Raw genomic sequence first — 22,822 nt, 5'->3', positions numbered from 1 at the left:
GCCATAGAGTCGGTCCGGGTGCTGCCGCCCACCAGGGAAGCCGACACGACGTCGAACCTGCTGCTGGGGCACATCGGTGACTACGCCGCCGGTGTACCGTCCACCCAGACCAGCGGCTGGATCCTGTGGCCGGGACGGCCGCGCCGCGTTCGTTCCTCGGGGTGTCTGTCCCTGTCCGCGGTCCGCAGGCGCAACGGGGGGCGCGGTCGGTCCGTGCGGCCGACTACCACCGGAACCTCCCGAACCGTCCTGCGGTCCCTCGGACGACTTGAGCACCAGCCACGTCGACCGCAGACCCCCGGATTCGGTGACGCCCGCGCCGGGAGGCAGGTCGCGCCGCACATGATCGCCCGGCTCGTCCTCGATCACCCGGATGAACAGCGCCTTGGACCCGTGTTCGCCGAATACCGTCCACTCGACCCGGACTACGGACCGGGTGTACACGAGCGAGTCGGTAATCAGTTCGCGCAATAAGACTTCGGCACTATCGATAGCTGCCGAATCGCTCCAATGCAGGTTTCTCAGGTCTCGAATGATCGATTTGAAGACGGCACCGGCATCGTCGACCCGCCCCTGCGGCCATACCTCTCCCTTCGGGAATCCAAAGGAGATATTCCGGGTGTATGGGCGGCCCGCACGGCGATCAAACTCTTCGAACGGTCCATTTCTGGTGAACAGATTGTTCAGGTGCTCGGCCGCGCGCACCGGATCGCTGCCCAATTCCACCTGTTCGACGTGTACCGCGAGTGGGTCGATCCCACCGCGCAACACCACGACCGCCCGGCCCGGCACTCCGGCCTCCGGCAACAAGGTCACCGACACCTCGGTGCGGCCGCCACCCATGTCGCGCACGGCGTCGACCCGCACACCAGGGTTGTGCTCGCGCAACCTCTCCGCGGCCGCAAGCCCCTCCAGTTGCGCCTGCGCCATCGCCGCGCCCTCGCGTGCCCGCTGTCGCTGCGAGACCTCATCGCGGTCGGTCCCGGCCGTGTTGTCCGCGCGCCGGGCAGGCACGTCCTGCGGATCCGGCGTGGTTGGCCGCTGCTCGGCTCGCGTCGTGGCCGAGTGCTCCTCTGCCCCGGTCGTTCCGGGCCGAGCGAACTCCTCGTAATCCGCGAAGTCCTGTTCGGTGGGATTCTTGACGTCCCGCCCCTTTTCGGTCCCCATCCACTTCATGAAGCGCGGGTATGTGGATCTCTTTCCGCGCACTCCTGCCGGATCCGGGATCGGCTCCACCGCAGCCGGATCTCCGAACGCGGCGAGCAACGTCTTCTTGATCGAGAGGTTGCGCAGATCGATCCCAAAACCTCGATCGAGGACCTGTGTCACATGGGGATCTTCGGCCGCCGAATCCGGTGACACGTCGTGGCCGCCCGACTCCGGCTCCCGGATGATGAACCACGACGACCTCCCCTCCGGTGTTGGCGTGACTCCGGAATCGCCCGCACTGAAACCGCCGACACCCAAATCGACGTTGTCGATCACTTCGAGCAGGAGGGTCCGCCTGCCCAACCTGTCCAGCACGGTCCACCGAACCGAATAGGCCCCGTTGGCATCCGCCTCGCAACTGGCGATCAATCGGCCGAGACGCTGCACCGCCACGTCGATCGCGCCACTATCGGCCCATTTCAGCCAAAGCAGTCGCCTCTCGATCTTCTCGAACTTCTCGCCTACTTCGGCAGCCCTGGTCCCCGCCCAATGCTCTGTCGGGGCACCGAGAGACACTTCGTCCCCAACGACGGTGTACTCGTGCCGCGAATTCGGGTACTCGGATTCGAGCAGCGCGTACAACTGTCGAAGGTCTGCGGCGGCCTTGACCGGGTCGCTGCCCAACCGGATATCGACCACACGCAACGTGTACGGCTCGACACCCGACAACACCACGCGCGCACCGGCATCCGGGCCGAGCCGCACCGGAAGCCCGGTGTGTCCCGACGACACATGCTCAGGCTTGCCGAAGGAAAAGTCGGGCAGGCGCTCACGGATGGAGCGCGCCTCGGTCAGACGTGCTCTGCTCTCGCCCGGCGATGATCCCGGCTCCGGCTCTTCCCGATAGATCCGCCCCGCACGCGGATCCGGACGGGCTTCGAAATGCGAACGCTGCGGATCCTCAGCCGGTTCAGCTTTGAGCCGCCAGGCTCGTGGCTGCACGATAGTCTCGGCATTCGACGGATCGAGCAGCGAGTCGAGCACCTGCTGCCGCACCCTCGCTCGCCGAGCCTCCCTCTGATCACTCGACGCCGCCGGTGGTGTCGGCTGCGTGCCGTGCCCATTGCGGGGATCATTGGCGTGCCCACGCCCATCCGCCCGCCCACCGTCGGCGAATTCGATACCCGTATCACCGAGCCGACCACGCTGACGCGGCCGACTCGGGACAACAGGACTCATCTCCCCCCGAGCAGCCTTACCACCCGGTACATCCAAAGCATCCGCAGCAGTCGGAATACGACCATCCGACATGGCATCTGCCCTCGAGGGGCGGTCGGAATCCACCTCGTGCAAGGCGCGCAGACCGGCGAGCGCATCGAGGCGGTCGAGCACTTCGGTGCGCAGCGCTTCGCCGAGCGGTGTCGACCAGGTTGTGCCCGCTTCGGATTCGTCGCGGCCGAGCAGGCGCAGCCAGGTATCGCGTTGGGCCGCGAGTTGATCGCGCACTGCCGGATCGGTGGCTTCGGCGTGCGCGTCCATCGTTTCGTGCAGGGCCTCGATCACGATCGCGCGCAGGACGGTTCGGTATCGCTCTTCGACGAGGCGTTCCGGTGTCGCCTCTTCCGAGCGCAGGCCGAGGCGGGCGGACAGGTGAGCGCGGTCGGTACGTGAGCCGGGCAGTGGATCCGGGTCGACGCGGTTTCCGAGTGCGGACGGGGACGCATGTGCCATCCGGTCGGTCGGGTGGCGTTCGGCCCCGGTCAGTGGCCCGAAGTCGCCGTCGAGGCGCATGATCGGGCTGCCGTTCCGGTGCTCTTCGAAGAAGCCGCGGGCCAAGGCCATTCGGGCTATTTCTGCCATGGCGTGGCGCGGATCCCGGTATTTGGCGTCGCCCACCGCCGGATCGCCGAGCAGGTGATCACCCAGCATCGGAAGTATGTCGCCGATGCCTGCCTGCTCGAACAGCGACCGCAAGTAGGCGAGTTCGGGTGCGGGCACCATGTATTGGGGTTGGCCATCGGCCTCGACCAGATACTTGGCCATCTCGTTCAGCGCCGTGGTGTGCAGGTGCGCGGGCGAATCCTCGGCGAAAGGCGTAGCTACGAATCGTCGGCCACGGGATCCGTTCGATTCCGATGCGGCACGGTCGCCGGGAGCATGGGCGGAATCCGCCGCTGCTCGAACGGATTCGGTGGCGGGATGACCGGCGAGCCCTTCGTCGATCAGCGCCTCGACGGCCAAGCGTGCGAAAAGCCGGTCGGCATCGCGTTCCTTCTCGCTGAGCTGATCCACCAGGTCGTGGAGGATGCCGACATAGGGCTTGGACTGCTCCTCGCTGGCGCGCAGACCATTGCGTTCCAGCCAAGCTATGTGGATCTGCTCGGAGATGTAGTCGATGTGCACCGGATTATTCGGATCCAGCACAACCCCCTGTGCCCGCAGCTCCATAGCCGCGCGGAAGGCGACCTCGGCCGAGAGTTCGCTGTCCTGGCGGCGCTCGAGCGGCTGGAATTCGAAAGGTGTGCCGACAATATCGACCTGCTGTTTGCCCTCCTCCACTCTGACCCAGGGCGACTCTCCTCGCGCAACCCACGGCTGTTCCCGCATAGCCCAGTCGAACCACGCACCATCGGAGGTGGGCCGCCATGGGCCGCGCGGATCCTTGGGGTTGTAGCTCGTCTCCATCCAATCGGCGTGCCCACCGCGGCCGACCTGCACAATCAGGTGCCGCGGAATCTTGACCGGCGCGCCGGGGAGGAGTTCGGCGAACTCATTGCGCAGATCGATCCCGGCGGGCTCGTCGCCGCGAGCGAAAATCCGTGTTATCGAACCCTTTTCATCGACGGTGAAGATCTCGGCAACGCCGTCGATACCGCCGCGCACATGCAGGCCGAGTTCGGCCGGGGTCACCACTGTATCGGCCAGATTGATGACAATGCGTTCGGATCCGGAGGCAACGAGACCGTCGACAATGCGCTCGGCGAGGTCGTGGACCGGAATATCGGCCGTGGGATCGACCGGAGTGTAGTGATCGAAGGTGCGACCTTCTATTTGCATGCGCAGTCGGCCCGGCGCGGATTCCCGATCCACCTCGACCTCGTAGCCGGCCCTGGTGAAGCTCCGCGCGGAGTGATCCCGAAGGTTGTGCTGTCGCAAGGCTTCCGGTGCCAGATCCGGGCTCGGTGCGACATGGCCGGTGAATCGAGCCGCAGGGTCGGCGGCGGCACCGGGGAGGGTGCGGGGGTTGTCGTCGCGTGCGCGCAGCAGGTGCAGCACATCGGTGAGGTCTTCGATGGCGTCGAGGCGCGCCAGCACTCCGTCGTGCAGCAGTTGACGGAGCCGCTCGGGTCCGTGCGCCGCCGCCTCGGTCAGACCGAGGGGCCGAGCCGACTCGTCATGGAGTCCGAGAACCCGCGCCCACGCCTCGCATTCGGCCGCGAGGCGTTGCGCCACTGCCGGATCGGTGGCATGGGCTCTGGCCTGCTCCGCCTCATGGAATGCCTCGACGGCGGCCGCGCGCAGCAGGGTTCGGAAACGCTCGTCGGCGATGGTGTCGAGGGTGAGGTGCTCCGGTGACGGGTGCAAGCGCTCGGCGAGTTCCGCACGCTGGTCCGTCAGGCGAGTATTCCCGCGCGGCGATTCCCTTGGCACAACATGGTTTCCGACAGCCGCCGGATCCGCATTGTCGAATCGATCGGCGGACGGCGTGGAGTCGGCCGTGATCCGGGCACGGGGGAACTGCCCGTCCGGCCCCGGCTCGAAGAAGCCCTGTGCCATCGCCTTTCGGCCGATTTCGGCCAAGGCGTGCAAGGGATCACGCACATCCGAGACGAGGTGCGCGATGCCGAGCTGATCGACCAGTGTGGTCGCATAGCGGAAATCAGCCCTACTGATCGGCGGCCCATTGCTCGGGTTGGCGTCGAAATCCCTTATTTGACCGCCGATCTCGTCGACGACAGTGCGCCGCGATGCGCCATCGCTGCCGATGCGCAACATGGCATCGGGCTGCGCGGCGTCGCGGTCGCCACTGCCCAAATGCACCGGTTCACCCTGCCACGCGGCCGCCCAGATGCGTTCCGGCCCGCTGCGCGATCCGCCCGTGAGTTCCCGCAGCGTGACCGGCCTGCCGTTTTCGAGGAATCGCGGCCTGCCACTCGGCGTGGTGCCCAGATAGGTCGCTTCCCGGCCTGCGACCGTCATCACGTGCGTGCCCTCGACCGCACCTGGACGCAGGTAGGTGACGGTGTAGGTGTGCCCGCCGACGAAGAGCTTGCGGGCGCCGAAGCCCAATCGTTGGAGCACGCCCCGCTTCGGGGCGGTCCGCTCCTCCACGATCAGCGCCGAGGTGCCCCTGCCCTCCTCATCGAGCCCGCGCGCGGCCACATCGGCGAAAATATCGCCCACCCTGGCGAACCCATCGACCGTCCGGCCGATGATCGGCTGGAACTCAGACCATTCGCTACCGCCCGCAGGCCGGTTCGGATCACGCGCGATCTGTCCGACCACATCACCCTGCGCCGCGCGCAGATCATTCACCGCCTTTGCATCGCAGTGGTCCGGATATTCCTCCCACCGCAGCTCATGCGCACGGCCGGTGTGCTCGCCACCGGTCGGGTCGATCTTGATATGCACGGTGCGGTAGCCGGGCCGCTGCTCGTCCACGAAGCCGGACACCTCGATACGTCCCCTGGTCAGCTGCGCCTGGCCGCGATATTCACGACGCGCCTGCTTGAGCTCCTCGACGAGTTCCCGCTGTACCTGCTCGATCCGATGCTCCGGCCAGCCGCGCAGAATGTCGCGCACATGCTGGCGCACGTGCTCGAGACTGTAGAAGTCGCCGTAGGGCAACTCTTCGCTGAAGCGCCCGGTCTGTTCCGGACGCTGCGTGGTCGGCTCCGGCCCGTACTGCACCTCGACGAAATCCCGCTCCCGGACGGTCACCGTGTGCCAGGCGCTCTTGGCCCAGCCGAGGTCGACGCGCTCGCCGGTGGCCGGATGCGGGCGCTTGGCATCCCAGTCGAAACCCTGTGTCTTGGCGGCATTGTGGGCCTGCTCGAAGCTGTGATCGGGATTGCGGGCCAGGTGGGTGCGTTCGGCCAGCGCCATTTCGATGGCGAGAATGTCCTCGCGCTTGGGATTTCCCTCGGCGAGGCGGTTCCACACCTCCACCACATCGGCAATGTGACGCACCTCGGGATTGCGCATCCAGTGGTCGAACACCGCCTCCAGGATCGCGACGACCTCTTCGTGCGGACGGACCCGGCCGTCCGCATCCCGCAACCAGGTAGCCCCATCGGCGTGCTTGGGCATCGTATGCCCGTCGGGATCGCGCTCCCATCCCTTCGTGGACGCGTCGCGCACAAGGCGTTTCGGATCGCCACCCGAATAGCGGTCCGGATCGCGGAGCGCATTGTCGGCGACCCGGCCGGCAAGCGTGCCGTCATTGCGCAGACGGTCGTATTCGGACTCCACCCACTCCTGGCGGCGTTCGTAATTCGCCTCCTGCTCGCGCATGCGCTCGCGGAAGGACGGATCGATGTGTTCGCTCGGGCCGAAGTACGGCGCGCCATCCCTGGTGGGCCGCATCCGGCCGGAGGCGGACTCGGGAGCGCGGGTGCCGTAGGTCTGCTCGTGCACCAGCGGTTCCGGGAAACGCTGTGGTCCCCTGAAGAATTCGTAGCTGCGCACATGGGCCAAACCCAGCGGCCTGGTCAAGTACTGGACCCACCGCTTGTCTCCGGTGTGGGAAATCCACTCGGTCAGGTGGCCGACCATGGTGGCCAGATGCGGGTGATCCCGCAGGAACCTGCCCGAAAGCGATACCGGATACCCGGTCGGCTTGCGATACGGCTCCATCCATCCGAAGGCGGCCAGCGCCGCCTTGCCGACCCACTCCCGGTGCTGCAGCGCCCCCGTCACCCAGCGGTGATGCGGTGTCTGGCCGAGTATGCGCATAAGCAGCAGATACCCGTGGAAGTACGGAACGCCGACATTGTCGTTGTAGACGCCGGGCATCCCGTGGCCCGCGTAGTCGTTCTTGGCGAAGGCGATGTACTTCGTCGTGAAGACCTCCGGATACATTCCCTCCGGAATGTGATCGAAGTTCAGCCACACCTTGCCCAGCGATTCGGTGATCGAGTACTTGAGCAGGAACGGCGGCTGCACATACTCGAATTTGCCCGGCACCCTGCTCTTTCCGGCGCGGCCCTGCGTATTCGGCTCCGAGTTCGGCACCGGATGCGGATCGCCTTCGACGTGCGCGCGGGCGAACACGATATCGAAAGGCGCCCTGTCCGACTGCGATCGAGCCAGCAGGATATCCGCACTGTCGCCGAACAAATCCTCCAGCGCGCGGCGGTAACTCTGCGGATTCTCGTCGACGCCGACGACGACCAGCCGATCCATCTCGTAGGCGCCATCGGGACGGAGCCGGCCCGGAATCACACAGACGCGATCGGAGATCGGCACACCGCCGAGCGCGAGCATCCCCTCCAGGATCGCTCTGCGCTCGACCGCGGCGCGCACTTCCCGTTCTGCGGCCACAATTTCATGAATCGCGTCGCGCAACTCCGCGACCCGCCGCGCCTGCGATGAGCGCTCGCCCTCGAAGCGCGGGCCGATCTCCTCCGGATCGGCGACACCGTAGCGCCGCGCCACCCGGTCGCGAATAGCAAGTGCCTCATCGAGTTCCGCGCGCGCGGCGGCACGCTCGGCGGCAATGGTGTTGATCCGCTCGTCCACCTTCGCCAGCGCCGCTTCGGTTTCGGCGATGCGGCGCCGCACCTGCGCCAGCTCACCCGCGATCTCCTTGGCACCGGATTCGGCCTGCGGAATGCCTCGTGTGCGCTCGGCCACCACATCATGCGCGTCCTCGAGTCGCCGCTGGTGTTCGCGCAGCTCGTTCAGCGCCTGTGCCAGCTTGCGTCGGCGTGGAGCTTGTTCGAGGGCAAGGATTTCCGCGGAACCTATGCGCTGACGCAGTTCCTCGATTCGGCCGATGCTGTCGAATTCGGCACGCAGCCGGGCCAATTCCTCCGGGCCGCCGACTTGCTGCTCCAAGGCTTGGACCAACGCGTCGACACGGGCATTGGCGGCCTGCTCGGCTTCGGACACCTCGGCCAGCTCGAGTTCGACGATTCGCTCGCGCAAGCTCTCCGCTTCACCGCGCAACTGCTCGGCGAGCACCTGGTCCAGGTGGTCGGCTTGGCGATCGAGGTCGCGACCGCGCACCAGCCGCATATTGCGCCGCTCCTCCTCGGCCTGCTCGCGCAGCTCTATCGCCCGCCTACGCGCCTCGGTCTCCCGCTCGACCAGTTCGCGAATCTCAGCATGCGACTGCTGGATTTCGGCACGACGCGCCTCGGCCGCACCCGGCGATCCGAAGCCTTCCGCGCTTGGCGACGCACCTGCCAAACCCAATTCCCGCGCGTCCGCCTCGGCCTGCTCCGCCAATCGCCGCACGAGATGGGTGAGCTCCTCGTCGTCCTGACGGCGTTGCGCCTCATCCTGACGGCGTCGCACCTCCTCCTGACGGCGTCGCACCTCCTCCTGACGGCGTTGCACCTCCTCTTGACGGCGTTGCGCCTCCTCCTGGCGGCGTTGCGCCTCCTTCCAACGTTGCGCCTCGGACTCTGCGGTGTCGTCTCGGCCTTCACGTCCGCGCCAATGATCTCCGGTCTGCTGTCGTGCGCGGCTAGAGGAACCGTCACCGCCGGCCCGCTGTGTCGAGCCGTCCCCTGCCCCGGCCTGCCGTTCCCCCGCCGACCCACGGCTATTCGTCTCTCCGGCTGGGGAACCGGAACCAGCCCGTCGCCCACTTTCCGAACCGGGCTGTGCCCGATGGTCATTCGCCTCGGCGGCGGCCGAATCCGCTCGCACCGCGCGACCATTCGGCTGCTCGGTATCCGAACCAGACTGTCCCGCACGGTCGTTCGACTCAGCGGCCGAATCCGGACGCACCCCGGAGTTGTTCGCCTCAGCCGCAGGCTGACCCTGCTGCGCCCCATCTACAGCCGGTTTCTGCGGCGCGACTGATTCCGATGCCGTCGTGTCTATTCCGCTCTCGGTGTCCGCCTTTCCGGTATCGGTCGGCACTCGCTCCGGCCGTGCGGCATTCTCCGCCGCCGACTGCTCGGCCGATTCCACCCCGCTCTCTGCGAGATGTTCGGCAATCTCCGAGCCACGCAGGTAAACGTGAGATACGTTGCCTTCCTGGTCAATTCCGACGACCTCGATCAGTCGGTCGCCTACCGGGGATTCCCGCAACTGCCGCGCCAGCTCGGACGGGGTCACCGCACTGCCAGAAAGGTCGACCACGGCACGCTCGACGACGCGCTCGCCGGATCGCCCGTTCAGGCGATCGACAATCCGTTCCACCGGTTCGGCATTCGGTGCGACGTGATCGAAAATGCGGCCTTCGACCCGCATCCGGGGGTCGCCGCTCACCGGCGGGTGCGGTTCAACCGCATACCCCGCGTCGATCAGCGCACGCGCGGACCGAAGCACCGGCCGGTGCAGCGGATCCGTACCGTCGTGCTCCGAAACAGACCCGCGCTCGACCGCATTCGGCGCGCGCGAAGGTGTGGTCGGGTCGGGTCGGTGCAGCGGCTCCTCGCGCGATGTCGCGCCGAATCGCAAGCCCGGCTGCGGCTGCTTGGCCTCGGAAAGATCACCACCGAGAGCGACCTCCCTGCTGCCACGCCAGGCGACGGCCCAGGTTGCCACCATGTCCTCGGCAGTTCCGCCCGCCAGCTGGACGAGCGTCTTCTCCTGCCCGTCGCGAGTCAGGAATATGTCACCGCGCACATGAGTCACGATCTCGTTGTTGAACTCGAATACCCGCTCACCGGTCTCGGTCACCTCGAGATAGTGCAGCGCATAGCTGTGACCACCGACACCGTGCAGGCCCGGTGAGCGCCGCTGATCGAAGAATGAAGTGGTCGTGCCCGGTCCACTCTTCAGCACCTGTTCCATGATCTGCTGGTGCGGCGAGAAGTCGATGTCGGTTGGATCGACCGCGAAGTGCTCCAGCGGGCGGCCAAACATTGCGTCCCTTATGTCCTCGATAGGAACGCCACGCGGGTTGCTCATATCCAGCTCGAGCACCGACACCACCGAACCCTGATGCTCCTGCACCTTGCCGAGCATCACATGCACGCAGTCGTTCACCATCAGATGTCGGCGCAGCGTGGCGATATCCTCGGCCTTTTCCGCGACCTCTTTCCGCAGATCGGTCAGTGCCTGCTCGAGATGTTCGGGTGTCGGCAGGCCGTGTTCGTTCAGATCGAGCCTGGACAGGCCCTGGATCAGCCGGTGTTCCTCGGCGCTCACGCCAGTGCGATCGCTGCCGGTGAGCCGCAACCAGTCGGGATCGACACCGGACTCGGTGCGGCCTTCATAGCCACGCAGATCGGTGCGGAACCGGCCGTGATCGCCGAGAACCCTGGTGATGTGCGCGACCGCCGCCGGATCGTGGTTGCCTGCCCCGTTGTCAGGGCGGTAGTTGCGGTTGAAGCGTTCGGGATTGGATCGCATCTCGGCGATCAATTCGTCGATCCGCGCCGAAGGCAGCAGCGTGTCCCGCAACTCGTTGATCCGGGCGCCATGCTCCAACAGCACCCGTTCCACCGAGGTCCGCTGCACATCGTGCACCCCGAGCGCCTCCATGAGCGACCGGCGATCCTGCGCGCGGACCAGTTCGTGATACTGCCGCAACTGATGGGCGATAGCCTCGATCTTCATTGCGCGCACGCCATTTTCGACGTTCGCGTGTGCCACCGCTGCCGCCAGGCGGGACGGCTCGCCAACGAGATGCCCAACCTTCAACCGGTCCCGCGCCAAATCCACTCGCGCGGGCTTGAGCAACAGGTCATCCGGCGAATAGCGCTTGCCGAAGGAAACACCTTCGGGGCGGTCGGGAGCGGTGATGGTGCGCCACGGGCTGTACTCGTCCCGGACGACGGTCAAGGTCACCGGCCTGCCATCGACGGTCGTCTCGATCTGACGAACCTGTAGCGGTGGCTCGCGCAACATAATCAGCGTGCCTGCGGAGGAACCTTCCGACGCGATCTCCGCGGTGTAGTACTGGGCGGACAGCTCACCCCTCGTCAGCGCCGCGGCGATATCCGGGTGGCCCGCGAGGAAGGTCGCCAGTCGCGCGTCGCGAACCGCTTTGTCGCTGCCGAGGACAATCAGCCGATCACCCGCCCTGGCGACATGCGGATCGGCGAAGAGACCACTGACTTCGGCTCCTGCGTAGAGCGCCACCTCGGCGCTCGTCAGGTTCGCCAACTGGCCGTCAAGGCTGTCGTGTGCGCGACTGTCCTCGCTGTAGTGTCTGGCGAGGACATCCAGCCAATCGACCTTGGAGACAGTATCGTTCGCCTCGGCGGTGAATTCGACCATCAGGCCCGCCACGTCCTCGCGGGTCAGCGGCCTACTCGATGTCCACCCGAGTTCACGTAGTGCGTGGGCGAATTCCTGTCGCAGCATGCGGCGTTCGGCACCCTCACCCGGCACGACCGCGGCGGAGAATGCGGTATCGCCGTGCTCGGCGAAGAAGCGCCGCGCCGTATCGGCGAAGGCGCGGATAGCTCCGAGCCGCGTCAATACACGGTGACGTGCGGTTTGTGCGGCTTTGAACGGATCGGCTCCGACCTCGGAGGACTCCAATCCGGCTTGGACTGCCGCCTCCTGGAACCCCGCCTCGAAACTTCTGAGCGACCTGGCGGACTCCGATTCTTTCGCCGCCGCCTCAGCGAGCACAGCCCGCACCTGCGCTTCCGGCAGGTGCGGTGGCAGCGCTTCGAGCGGACCATGTGAGCCTGCCGACTCCCTGCCAACGGATCCCCATACCGATGCCGCTGATATCTCACCGGACTCGCCCGCAGCGACGCGCTTGATCCGCATTGGCGGCCAACCGGATTCCGCAGGCCCGATGTCGCCGGGGCGTGGCACCGGAAGCCGCAGGCCGTCGACCACCCGTACACTGCCGTTGCGCTGGACCACGCCATACATCGGAACGGTCTCGGTAACCCCGCGCTGCTCATCGAAGAAGGTGACCTCCACGCGGAACCGTGTTCCCGGCCGCATGTCGACGCCCTCCGGATTCGCCGCGGCGGCCCGGCTCACCTCCGCCCAGTGCATGACGGCCGCGGCGCGATCCGCCGCCTCCGTACGCAACCGATCGATCGTCTCGGCGGGACGCGACGCAAGATCCTCCGATGGCGCCCCGAGCAGAGTTGCCCACTTTTCCCGCTGTCGCACAAGAAGATCGGCCTCGGCGCCACCGACACCGCTGTCGAGGCGGGTGACAATTCGGTTCAGTTCCTCCACCGCGCCGGCGCGCAGCAGAGTCCGCCGCAGCTGATCGGCGAATACGGTGGTCAACCGCCGGTGGCCGTCCGGCTCGATCCTGAGGGCGCGCGCGAGTTCCTCGCGAACCTGCTCCGGCGATTCGATACGCGGATACGAACCGGAATCGAGTTTCCGCGCCTGGAACGGTGTCCCGATATCGGAGGGCTGTGCCCGATCGAGATCCAGTGCGTCGCGCGCGAGTCCGGCCAGCACATCGAGCCGCCGTACGTCCGGCGGCAGCACATGGTCCAGACCGAGCCTGCGTACGATCTCGTCCAGATATTCCCGCTCGTATTCGGAAGGCCGTGGGGCACTATCCGATTCAGCAAGGGGAAGCTCGCGCCCGCGCAGCAGATCCGACGGCCACTCGGGTGCGGCCTCGGCACCGACGCGCGCGGGCCGAGAGATCGCGCCGTCGCCCGAGGCAGGTTCCGGCCTGCCCGCGGGATCGAAAGGCGCACCATCGGCATTGCGTCCGAACGGGCTCGCGGCGGCGCGCGGCGGTTCGACACCGCCGTTTTCACCTGCGACACGATCGGGTGCACCGCCTCGTCTTTCCACCGAGCCGTCCCCAACGGCACCGGCTCGTTCACCCTGTGCGCCGGGATGATCGGGTTCGCCCGGCGGCGGGGTGGGTTGCGCCCCACGGTCATTGGGACCGTTCGGTGGTGTTGCCGGGTCGTGGCCCTCGTGCAGCGGCTCGTCGCGACCGGTCTCGCCGAAGAGGAGGTCGGGGCGCGGTGGGGCGGAATTCGGTGTGCGGCCTTCGATCTCGACGACATCGCGGCCGCTCCAGGTCACCGCCCAGGTGTTCTTGGTCTCCCGCCCGACGCCGTTGGTCAGTTCTCCGAACGACTTCAGTTGGTCGCCGACTCTGAAGAGGAGCCCACTGCCGTCATTGGCGAGGAGGACGGCTCTTTCACCGTTCAGCCGGTAAACATCCTCGCCGTGTTCCATACCGAGGTACTGGAGTGTGGACATGTGGCCGCCGACATCCTTGCCGGTGAGCGAGGTCCGCTCCTCGAAAATCAGTGCGATCGGCTTGTTCTCGCTGCTGAGATGCTCGAGCTTCAGGCCGAGCGCAATCTTTCCGACTGCCGTGAAGCGATCGTTGCCGTGGAATCCATCCGGTACGGCGTGCGCGCCCATGGCGGCCTGAATCCGGTCGTATGGAGTTTCGAGACTGCCCCCCGCGATGAGCTGGAGCCGATGGTCGATCGCACCACCCGCTTCCTCCACTCTGCCCAGTCCGATATACGCGCACGCATCCCGCAGCATGCCATCGCGAATCGCGGCAATATCCTCGGCCGTGCCCGCGACTTCGTCTCGCAGCGCCTCGAGTTCGTGCTCGAGACGCTCGACCGCGTCCCGGCCGTATATGCCGTTCTCCACCGCGACGGCCAGTCGCGCGCGGTCGGACCCGGCGTGGATCGAATAGCCCGCCTCGGCGTGGTGGCGACGGAAGTCCTCGCGGAATTGTGGATCGCCAACAATTTCCTCCACACGCGACGGAGCATGGTCCGAACTCGCCCATGCGGTGCGGGGATCACGGGTCAGCAATCCCGGATCCGCCCGTAGATCACGGATCAGGACCTCCATCGGCGTCGTGCCCATGGTCTCCCAGAGCGCCCGCATCGCGGCGACCTTGTCTGCCAGCCCGTTCAATACCGCGTCCGGTGCGCGACCGAATTCTTTCAGGTCGATGCCGAGAGCCCGTCGCAGCGTCTGCAACTCCTCATAGCGCCCGACCCTGTGGTGAAAGCTCAGTTCTTCGGCGATCGATTCGATTCGCATGGCGCGCACGCTGTTTTCGACGTGCAGGCGGGCCACGGTATCGGCCATTTCGTGCGGAAGGTTGGTGAGGTGGCCCAGCCTCAGATTCACAACCGCGCGTGCCGCGCGGAGTTCGGCATGTCCGAAGGAATCGATTTCGGCCGGTGCGGGCCGCACGACCTTCCACTGCCCGGCGCCGTCCGGCACCAAGGTCATGGACAGGTGGCTGCTGTTGATGATTTCGGCGATATGCCGCACATCGCGGATACCGTTGTACTCCCACCGCACACCGAGGTTATCCGTGTTGCGCAATGAGAAGTAGTCCACCACTATCTCGCCGCCTGCCACCGCCGCCGCGTGATCGGCATTGTTCCGATCGGCCAGTGCCCTGGCCAGCAGGGCATCGTGGTCATTGCCGTGGCTGACGACGATCAGCCGCTTGCCCACCAGCGTCACTCGGCCCGCGTCATCCAGTAGCGGCCTGTTCTCACCAATATGCGCCAGCAGGAAATCCATCACGGTGGATTCCTCGAGGGCGGCCGATCGTTGCGCCGCCAACTCGAGCTGCGTGACATATTCATGCGCCAGTCGCTCGAATTTCCGGACCGCGTCCGCGGTTTTGTGAGCCGCGTTCAGATGCCGCTGAATGAAGCTGTTCAGGTTCCGCTCGGTGGGCTCACCGACACTCAATCCGAAGCGCTTCAGTCGCATCGTCCCGATATCGAACTGACGGCGGAGTTCCTGACGTGCCGGTTCTTCCAGGGGTGCCCCGAACGGCTTGCGCGCATTCTCGGCGAAGTAACGCTCGGCGATGACGCGGAACTCGTGGATTTCCGCGATGCGGCGCAGCGCACTGTGCTTGGTATATATGACGGCATCGGTGAGCGAGACCAGGTCATGGAAGGCCGCTGGTACATCCAGACCGGCTTCCTGCGCGGCAGCAGGCAGTTGGGCCAACGCGGATTTGGAATAGTGATCGGCGTCCTCGACGGCATGGGCAGTAGCGATGGACGCGCGACTCATAGCCACTTCGCCGGCACCCTCCATTCTGGCGAGCGCCGCATAATCTATTGTGCCCGAATTGCTTTCGGTGTGATCCTGGACCGGTTCCGGTATCGAATCCTGGTGTGCCTCGCGGGTGACCTGCCCATCGAACCCCTCCGGACGGTGAGCCGTTCCGCCATCCGAGGCTGCCTCGCCCCCGCGTTGTTCGCCATGGCCGGTGGGTGCGCTGTCGGCGCCGCGGTCGAAAGGCTGGTCACCTTCGAACGGGCGCGGCGGCACGGCGGGTTCATCGCGCGGCGGGGTCTCCGCATTGCCGGGACCGATCTCACTGTCGGGCCTGCGCACCGAACCATCGCCGGCCGGGCGGGCTTCGGCGTCGCCCGGTGACTCGGACTGTGCCCCAGTCGTTCCGTGCGCGGGATTGGAGTGCGGTTCGGGATCCGCGGCACGATCGGTCGCGGCACCGTGCTCTCCAGCAGCCGTATCCGGGGCGGATTCTGCTGGGCGGCCATCGGTTCCGGCGCGGTGTTGGGTGCCTTCGGCTGAATCCTGCGACCGCGCACCGGGTTGTTCGCCGGTCGTCGGTGATCCTTCCGGCGGATTCCCGGTCTCGGGTGGGCGCTGCGGCCGCTTGCGCTTGCCCAAGTCCACGCCGGCGCCGGGTCGCGGCTGCCGGTCGGAGGGCGCGATGAATCTGCTGTCGAGATCGAATCGGGCAGTGTTCGGGGTCATCCCATCGAGCCGGATCGGCTTACCGTCCAGCCGGACCATGGCACCGATCTCACCGGTCCGCAAACCCGTTGTGCCCAAGAGTATTCCGGGTGACGTCAGCGCTCCGTCGAGCGTCCGGAAGACACCACCGGAGGAGCCGGTTCGTTCGTAGATCACTCGCGTGCCATTGAACACCAGCAGATGTTTGCCTGCGGACATCTCGCCCTCGTAGGCGATGGTGATGGGCAGTGTGCCGATCTCGAGGCCGTTGTCCATCCTGTGCATCTGTAGGAAGAGCAGGGCCGCGGCTCCCTGGCTATTCTTCCCGATTCCCGCACCTATCAGGCGCGCGACGAACCCATTGAGCGAAGGAGACGCGGTACCGGAGGAGAATCCATCCGGCCGCTCGCCCTGTGTGAGGATCTGGAATGCGGCCGTGCGCAAACTGCCATCGGGTGGTAGCAGCGGGGGGACCTCGAACCCGGCGCCAGTTCGCTCCTTGAAGTACGCCATAGCCACACTCAGGGCGTTGTGTTCCAGCATGCCTGCGCGAATGGCGGCGATATCGTCGGCTGTCTGCCGCACCTCGCGGCGCAGGGAGTCGAGTTCGCGTGCGAGCCGCTGGGATGCTTCGCGTTTGGCCCTCGCCTGTTCCTCCGGTGTCGCGCCCGTGTGGTCGGGACCGGCGAGCCGTCGCCAATCGGCCTCGGCGCCACGGGATTCTGCCCGTGCCTCGTAGCCGCGCAGGTCCGCGCGGAACTGTTCGCCATCACCCGAACCGCGGGCGATATGGCCCGGCGCACCGGGATCGCGGGTGGCGGGATCGCCGTCGGGCTTGCCGTAGTCGATGGCCTGCGGGTGTTCGATGAGTTCTGCGAGCAGCGCGTCGGTCCAGGCTGCCTCTTCCGCGCCCATGCCCTGTTTGATCTGCTCGATCTCGTTATGTAGAGCGGTCAGTACCGGTTCGGCATTGCTGCCCAGGTCTGTTCGCTCGATCCCCAACGCACTGAGCAGTGCTTGAATATCACGCTCGCGCACGGCCTCGTGTTCGGCGCGCAGACGATCGGCCATTGCCTCGATCTTGTAGGCGCGCAGACCGTTTTCGGCATTCCTCTCGGCAAGGGTTTGCGCGAGCTTGTGCGGCTGTTCCTCCTGGCTTTCCAAGCCCAATCGACCGAGCGCGGCGCGCCCCCGGTCCCACGCCTCGGCCGCCGCTCTCGGAGCGGGTGGCTCCGGGGCGGATTCCGGCATCTCGACGGCACGCCACTGGCCATCGAGTCCGCGCACGACGGTCAGCGGCGGCCCGCCGCTCTCACCGGGAATGTGGCGCACCGCCGTGGGCGCGTCGAGCCTTCTCCCGACTACGGCCTCGTTTCCCACGGCAGCTACCCGGTAGTACTCGACCATCAATTCCCCACGGGTGATGGCCGCGATCAGCTCCTTCCGGCCCGCGGACCGCGCCTCGACCTTGCCCTCCATCACGGGGCGGTACTTGGTAGCTGTCAGCTTCTCGGCATTGCCTTCCGCCAGCGTCTTCGCCAGCAGCACATCGTGATTCGAACCATTATCGATGACGATCAGACGGTTGCCGACTCGCACCACGTGATTGCCGGAGTCGAACCGCACCACCGATGGGGGGTTGAACGGTTCCTCGGCGACGATGGCATTGATGAAGTCGGCACCGACCCTGGTCGCAATCTGATCGGACACCTCGATCACCGCGGCCTCGGCACTCCGGAATCGCTGCGCGGTACGTTCCAAAGTGTCGACGGCCCCTGCGAATTTCCTGGCCTCGGTCAACCGCTCGGCAACCTGCCGCTGCAACGCCTCGGGCGAGTGTTCCACCGATTCGACACCGAAAGCCTGTGCGGTGGCCTCGAATTCCGTCCGCAACCGTTGCCGCGCACCGGCATCCGGCCCGGCCTCGATCTCGGCGAGGTAGCGCCGGGCCGCCGCTTCGAAGGCGTGGGCGGCGCGGACCCGCCACGTCCTGCCGTGATCGGCGGCCTCGAGCGCCACGGAAATGGTGGCCTCATCGAATGTCGGAATCCGCACACCGGCGTTTGTCGCGGCCCTGGCCAAGGCCTTCATCTCCTGGTTGCGCAGCCTGAGCTGTTTCGCGTGCTCCGCGGCGAGCTGCCGGTGTCCTTCCGCATTCCATTCCATGGGCGGGTATTCCTGGAATCGCCGCATACGGTAGCTGGAATCGCCGTCGAGGCCCGGCAGTTCGTGCCGGTGCGCCGAGGTGGCCTCCCGCAACTCGATGGATGCCACGACCTCCGCCGCGAGCTCACCGCGATCGAGTATCCGCCCGTCTCGCAACTGGAACCGCTGCCGCCCATTGGAATCGGTGAACACCCGCTCCACGCCGACATCACCGATGGTCATCGCACCGCGCACGGTACGCGGCTTGGACTCGGCCGCGAGCTCAGCGGCCAACTGAGCTTGGTTCAGGTAGCGCCCATCACGCAGCGCGAACGACTCCCCGTCATGGCTGGGGAACGTATGCCGCACTTGCACATCGCCGAGAGGAATCGTGTTCTCGCCGGGTAGGCCGGGGAGTAGGCCCTTGGCGATGGCGTCGCGGACAATGCCGATATCAGTGGCATTCTGCTGAACAGTGCTGCGCTCGACTCCCACCAACCTGTCCAATTCAGCGATCACATCCAGATACGCCGCTCCGATCTCCTCGAGCGATCTGCCGCCAGTGGCCGAGAGCAGGAGATGAAGCCAGTCGTTGTCCGCCCGCTTGCGCCCCTCCCCCTGGAAAGGGCGGTCGTAGTTGTCAACGTCGGCGACGAACCGATCGAAATCACCGACGGCTTTCAGAATGTGGTCGGCGACATGGGGGTCGCGCACAGCGGGATCGCCGCCCTTGTCCTTCAGCGCGGACCTCAGATCGTTGAGCAGTCGGTCTATCCTGTCCGCATCCGCGGGGCGAGTTTCCCGCAGTCGGTCGGTCGCTCGCTGCGCGTGCTCGAGTCGATCAGGGGTGATCTCGGCTCTCGGCTCCGCAGGCGGAATCCGCAATTCGCCCAGCACCGTATCGAATGCGATTCTGCGGGCCGCATCCAGTGATGCGTGGATCTGATCAGCCAAGAGCTCGATCTTGAAGCCGTACAGGCCATTCACGGCATTGGCGTGGCGCAGATACGCGTCCAACTCTTCCGGGTTGTCAACCAGCCGCCTCAGGTTCAGACGTCCGAGCGCGTCTTCCACGTCGCCGAAACGCGGAACGTTCTTCGGAACCACGACGATCCACTGGCCTTGGCTCCCCTCTACGGTCACCGATATCCGACGCCCGTCGCTCTCGCCGGTGAAGTGGCGAACTTCCCACCACCTCAAATGGTGGTCTTTGAATCCCGATTCCGCATCACCGGTCAAGGCGTGGATTTCGACCGCGACCCGACCGTGCATGACGTCGGCCGCGAGGTCGGCGTGCTCCTCGCGCGCCAGCAAGTCCGCCAGATATTCGGTACCTCTCGGTTCACCATGCACGACAAGAAGGCGATCACCCACCCTGGCCACGCGTCCTTCGGCATCGATCGGGCGGGTCTGCGCATCCCCCTCGGTCTTGAACAACTCGGCTGCGGCTAGGCGTAGGACCTGCTGATCCGCCTCGGCGACCCCGGCCTGCGCCGCGCGGTATCGCTCGGCCAGGTTTGCGACCAGTTCGGCATTCTCGACCGACCGGCGCGCCTCGGCCTTCCGCTCCCCGTAGAACTGTCGCAATGCCTCCTCGGTCCGCTGCTCCCGCGACAAGCCGAAATAGTCGGCGAACGCCTCGAATTCCCCATGCAGCAGTCGGCGAGCTTCGGAGACGGTCGGGTCGTCCTCGCCCTTGGCTGCCTCGAGGTCGGTGAGGTAGCGGTCCATGACGCGACCGAATGCGTCGACAGCTCCGAGATCGCGCAACGCCACACGTTGCGCTTGTCGAACCATGTTCTCGATGGCTTCCGCGCGCCCGGTCGCCCCCTGATCCGAATCCGGTGCGATGCGGACCAATTCGTGCCAGGCCGACATCACGTCGGCCTCGGCCGTCGCGCGCGCCGCAGCGATCTGCGCGAGCTCGGCCCGCGCCTGCGGCGACCACGGAAGGTCGGTGACGACGGCGCTCTTCTCAGCGCGGAGCCCGTACCAGACCATCTCCGGCGTTAGATCGCCGGGTTCGACCCACTCCTTGCTCTGTTGCTCCGGCGGCACGACGCGAGTGATCTGGAACGGTGATCGAGAATGCGAATCCGCCTGCCCGGCAGCTGTGTCGTCAAGCCAACCCATGGCGTGTGTTCGGAGACCGGTTTCGCGCTCCGCGTTCGACCGGAACAACCGATCCAATCCGAGCCGATCCAGAATTCGTCGCCAGAGCGAGGCCCGGACGGGCGTGTAGGTCTGCACACGATCGAGGCGCTCCCCGGAAACGACCTGCCAGTGGCCGTCGGCGCCGACCCCCACCTGCACGGGCAGCGAGACCGCCGTATTGCTCTCCGGATCGATGAATTCGATCTCGAAGTCGTGTACCCAGGCGCGGAATGCTCCTTCCCGCAGCGTCAGATCGGCCCAATGGCGAATCGTCTGTGCTCGCTCCAGCACTTCCACACGCATCCGCTCGACGATTTCGTCGTAGCGCAGGCCGGGCCTATCGGGATCTTCGCCCAGCAGTGTGAGCAACTCGTCCCTGGCCTTCGCATGCTCCTCGGCAGACCTGATGAGTCTCTTGGCTTTCCAGCCGGTGGATTCGGCAGCCTCGGCGAAATCCCGCTCCGCCGCCTTGATTTGGGCATCGAGCCTTTCCACGGCACCGGCGCGCAACAGTGTCCGACGCCTTTCTTCGCCGACCTTCCACAGCACCGTGCCCTCGTCGCCGATTCTGGTGGAATCGAGCTGCAGAGCGAGTTCGTAGCCGAGCTGAACCGCCTTCTTGAGACGCGGCGCCCCCACACTCGGCGGTACGTACTCGCCTGCCCAATACGACCCATCGAGGTCGAGCGGCTGCTTCGAGCGCCGCTGCGCATCGTGGGTGATTTCCGCCAGTGCCGACAACATCCGACCGCGAACCGACTCGTGCGAGGCATCGATACCGAGCGCGCGGGCCACCTGATCCACATACGGTTCCAGATGCGGCGGATCGGTGCCGGTCTGCCGTTTGCCGTATTCCTGCACCAAACGGTTCAGTGGATTCTCCCGAATCGGATCTCCCGCAGACCGATTCTGGCCGATGAGCAGGAGGTCCTCCGGCTGTGGTGCGTCGATACTGCCGCCGAGGGTGGTCTTTTCGCCGTCGAGGACGCCGATTGCCCAGGTTTCCGCGATTTCCTTCGGGGTGCTTCCGGTCAGCGTCGCGAGTGTCGCTTCGATCTCCCCGGTGGCGAATGGTTTTCCGTCGACGGATCGGAATATCGGCTCACCGGTTTTGTCGTCGAATTTAACAAAGATGGCCCTGTTGACCTTTTCGGCCTTTTCGACCTTGCCGAATTCGAATACGAAGTCACCGGCTGCGGTTTTGCCTGCGATATGGATATCGGCGGCGTGCGCGGCGGCACCGAAGTGGTCGATCTCGCGCGGAATCAGCAACCAGGCGCTGACCCTCGGCTGTTCGCCCCCCGGTTGTTCGCCTTCTGCTTCGCGCCGCCGGGTGCCCTCCTCCCACAGTTTCATCATTCCGTGAACGATCTGACCGGCCGTCCCGACGGGCTGCTCTGTCTTCAGTCCCTCGATCTTCTTGGGCGAGAATCCCTCGATCCGCAAAGGCTGGGATTCGTTCCACCCCCGTTCGAAGATGGCGCGGGTCTCCCCCCAGGTCAATCCGGGAAGCCCTCTGAGGCTCACCGGCGGCACCTCGAAATTCAGCCTCGGCTGCCCCAGGTTCATCCCGTCGATCGACACCGGCACACAGTTGTTGATCTCGGTCAATCGGTCGTGCAGCAGCAGCAGCCGTTCGAGTTCGGCGATGCGGTCGGCGGTTGCTTTCGTCTGTGCTCGTTCATGTTCGAGGACTTCGGCGAGGCGATCCGCCCCCATCGGCGTGCCCAGCTCAGCGAATCGCGAATTCTCGGGAACCGCTTCGGCATTCAGCGCCAGACCGCGTCGATAGAACACCCCGTCCACGTCGCTGAGGAACTGTTCGAAATCCTTGATCACATAGGCGATATGCGCCGTCGCTGCGGGATCGTGGGCGGGCACCTGCCCCTCATGGCCGACGACTTTCAGATGCGCGAGTTCCGGTTTACGCCGCAACTGCGCGACCATCGCATCGACTCTGGCCGCGCGCTCGGGATTCTTCCGCTTGTAGTCCTCGATCGCGTCGTGCCGTTGCCTCAGATGGTGTGGTGCGTTCTCCACGAGTTGCCCGGTATCAATACCCGCGCCGGCCAGAAGATCAGCCAGCTCCCTGTGGTAGGTCTCATCGTGCCGAGTGCGCAGCAGATCGGCCAGTGCCTCGACCTTCAGGGCATGCACACCGATTTCCGCGCGCAGCCGCGACAGGGTTCCGGCCCGTCGCAAGTCGCCGACATCCGCTCCGCTGAGGCCGAAATGCTCCCGTAATGCGTTGAGTCTGCTCATCAACTCGTCCGGCATCACCGGATCTTCCGGCCGATGCGGCGCAAGCGGCTCGAGCGGTTCGACCCGATCCTCGAGCAGCCGCCACGGCCCCTCACCCTCGCGGATCAGCAGAGCTTTCAGCTCTTGGCCGTCGATCACCTCCGAAATGCGGCCGACCTCAACCGTTCTCACCTCGCCGATATGCACCCGGCCCGCACTATCGGCCCATACCTCGTGGAATTCGACCGCGACCCGTCCCTCGGCGATGGCCCGTGCCAGTTCCGCCTCA

At 65.9% G+C, this 22,822-nt stretch carries 1 protein-coding gene (only partly in view); it reads right to left on the bottom strand.

The whole window is internal to a WXG100-like domain-containing protein gene (locus D5S18_RS23210) on the bottom strand: the coding sequence, 51,882 nt in all, runs 12,075 nt past the left edge and 16,985 nt past the right edge, and what appears here is coding positions 16,986-39,807 (codon 5,662, partial, through codon 13,269, complete); reading right to left, the first codon wholly in view occupies positions 22,819-22,821. Both codon boundaries (start and stop) fall beyond the window edges.

The sequence above is a fragment of the Nocardia panacis genome (assembly GCF_003598715.1).
Classification (GTDB): Bacteria; Actinomycetota; Actinomycetes; order Mycobacteriales; family Mycobacteriaceae; genus Nocardia; species Nocardia panacis.
The sequence above is the reverse complement of the archived record's forward strand: the minus strand, read 5'-3'. Positions and strand labels throughout refer to the sequence as shown.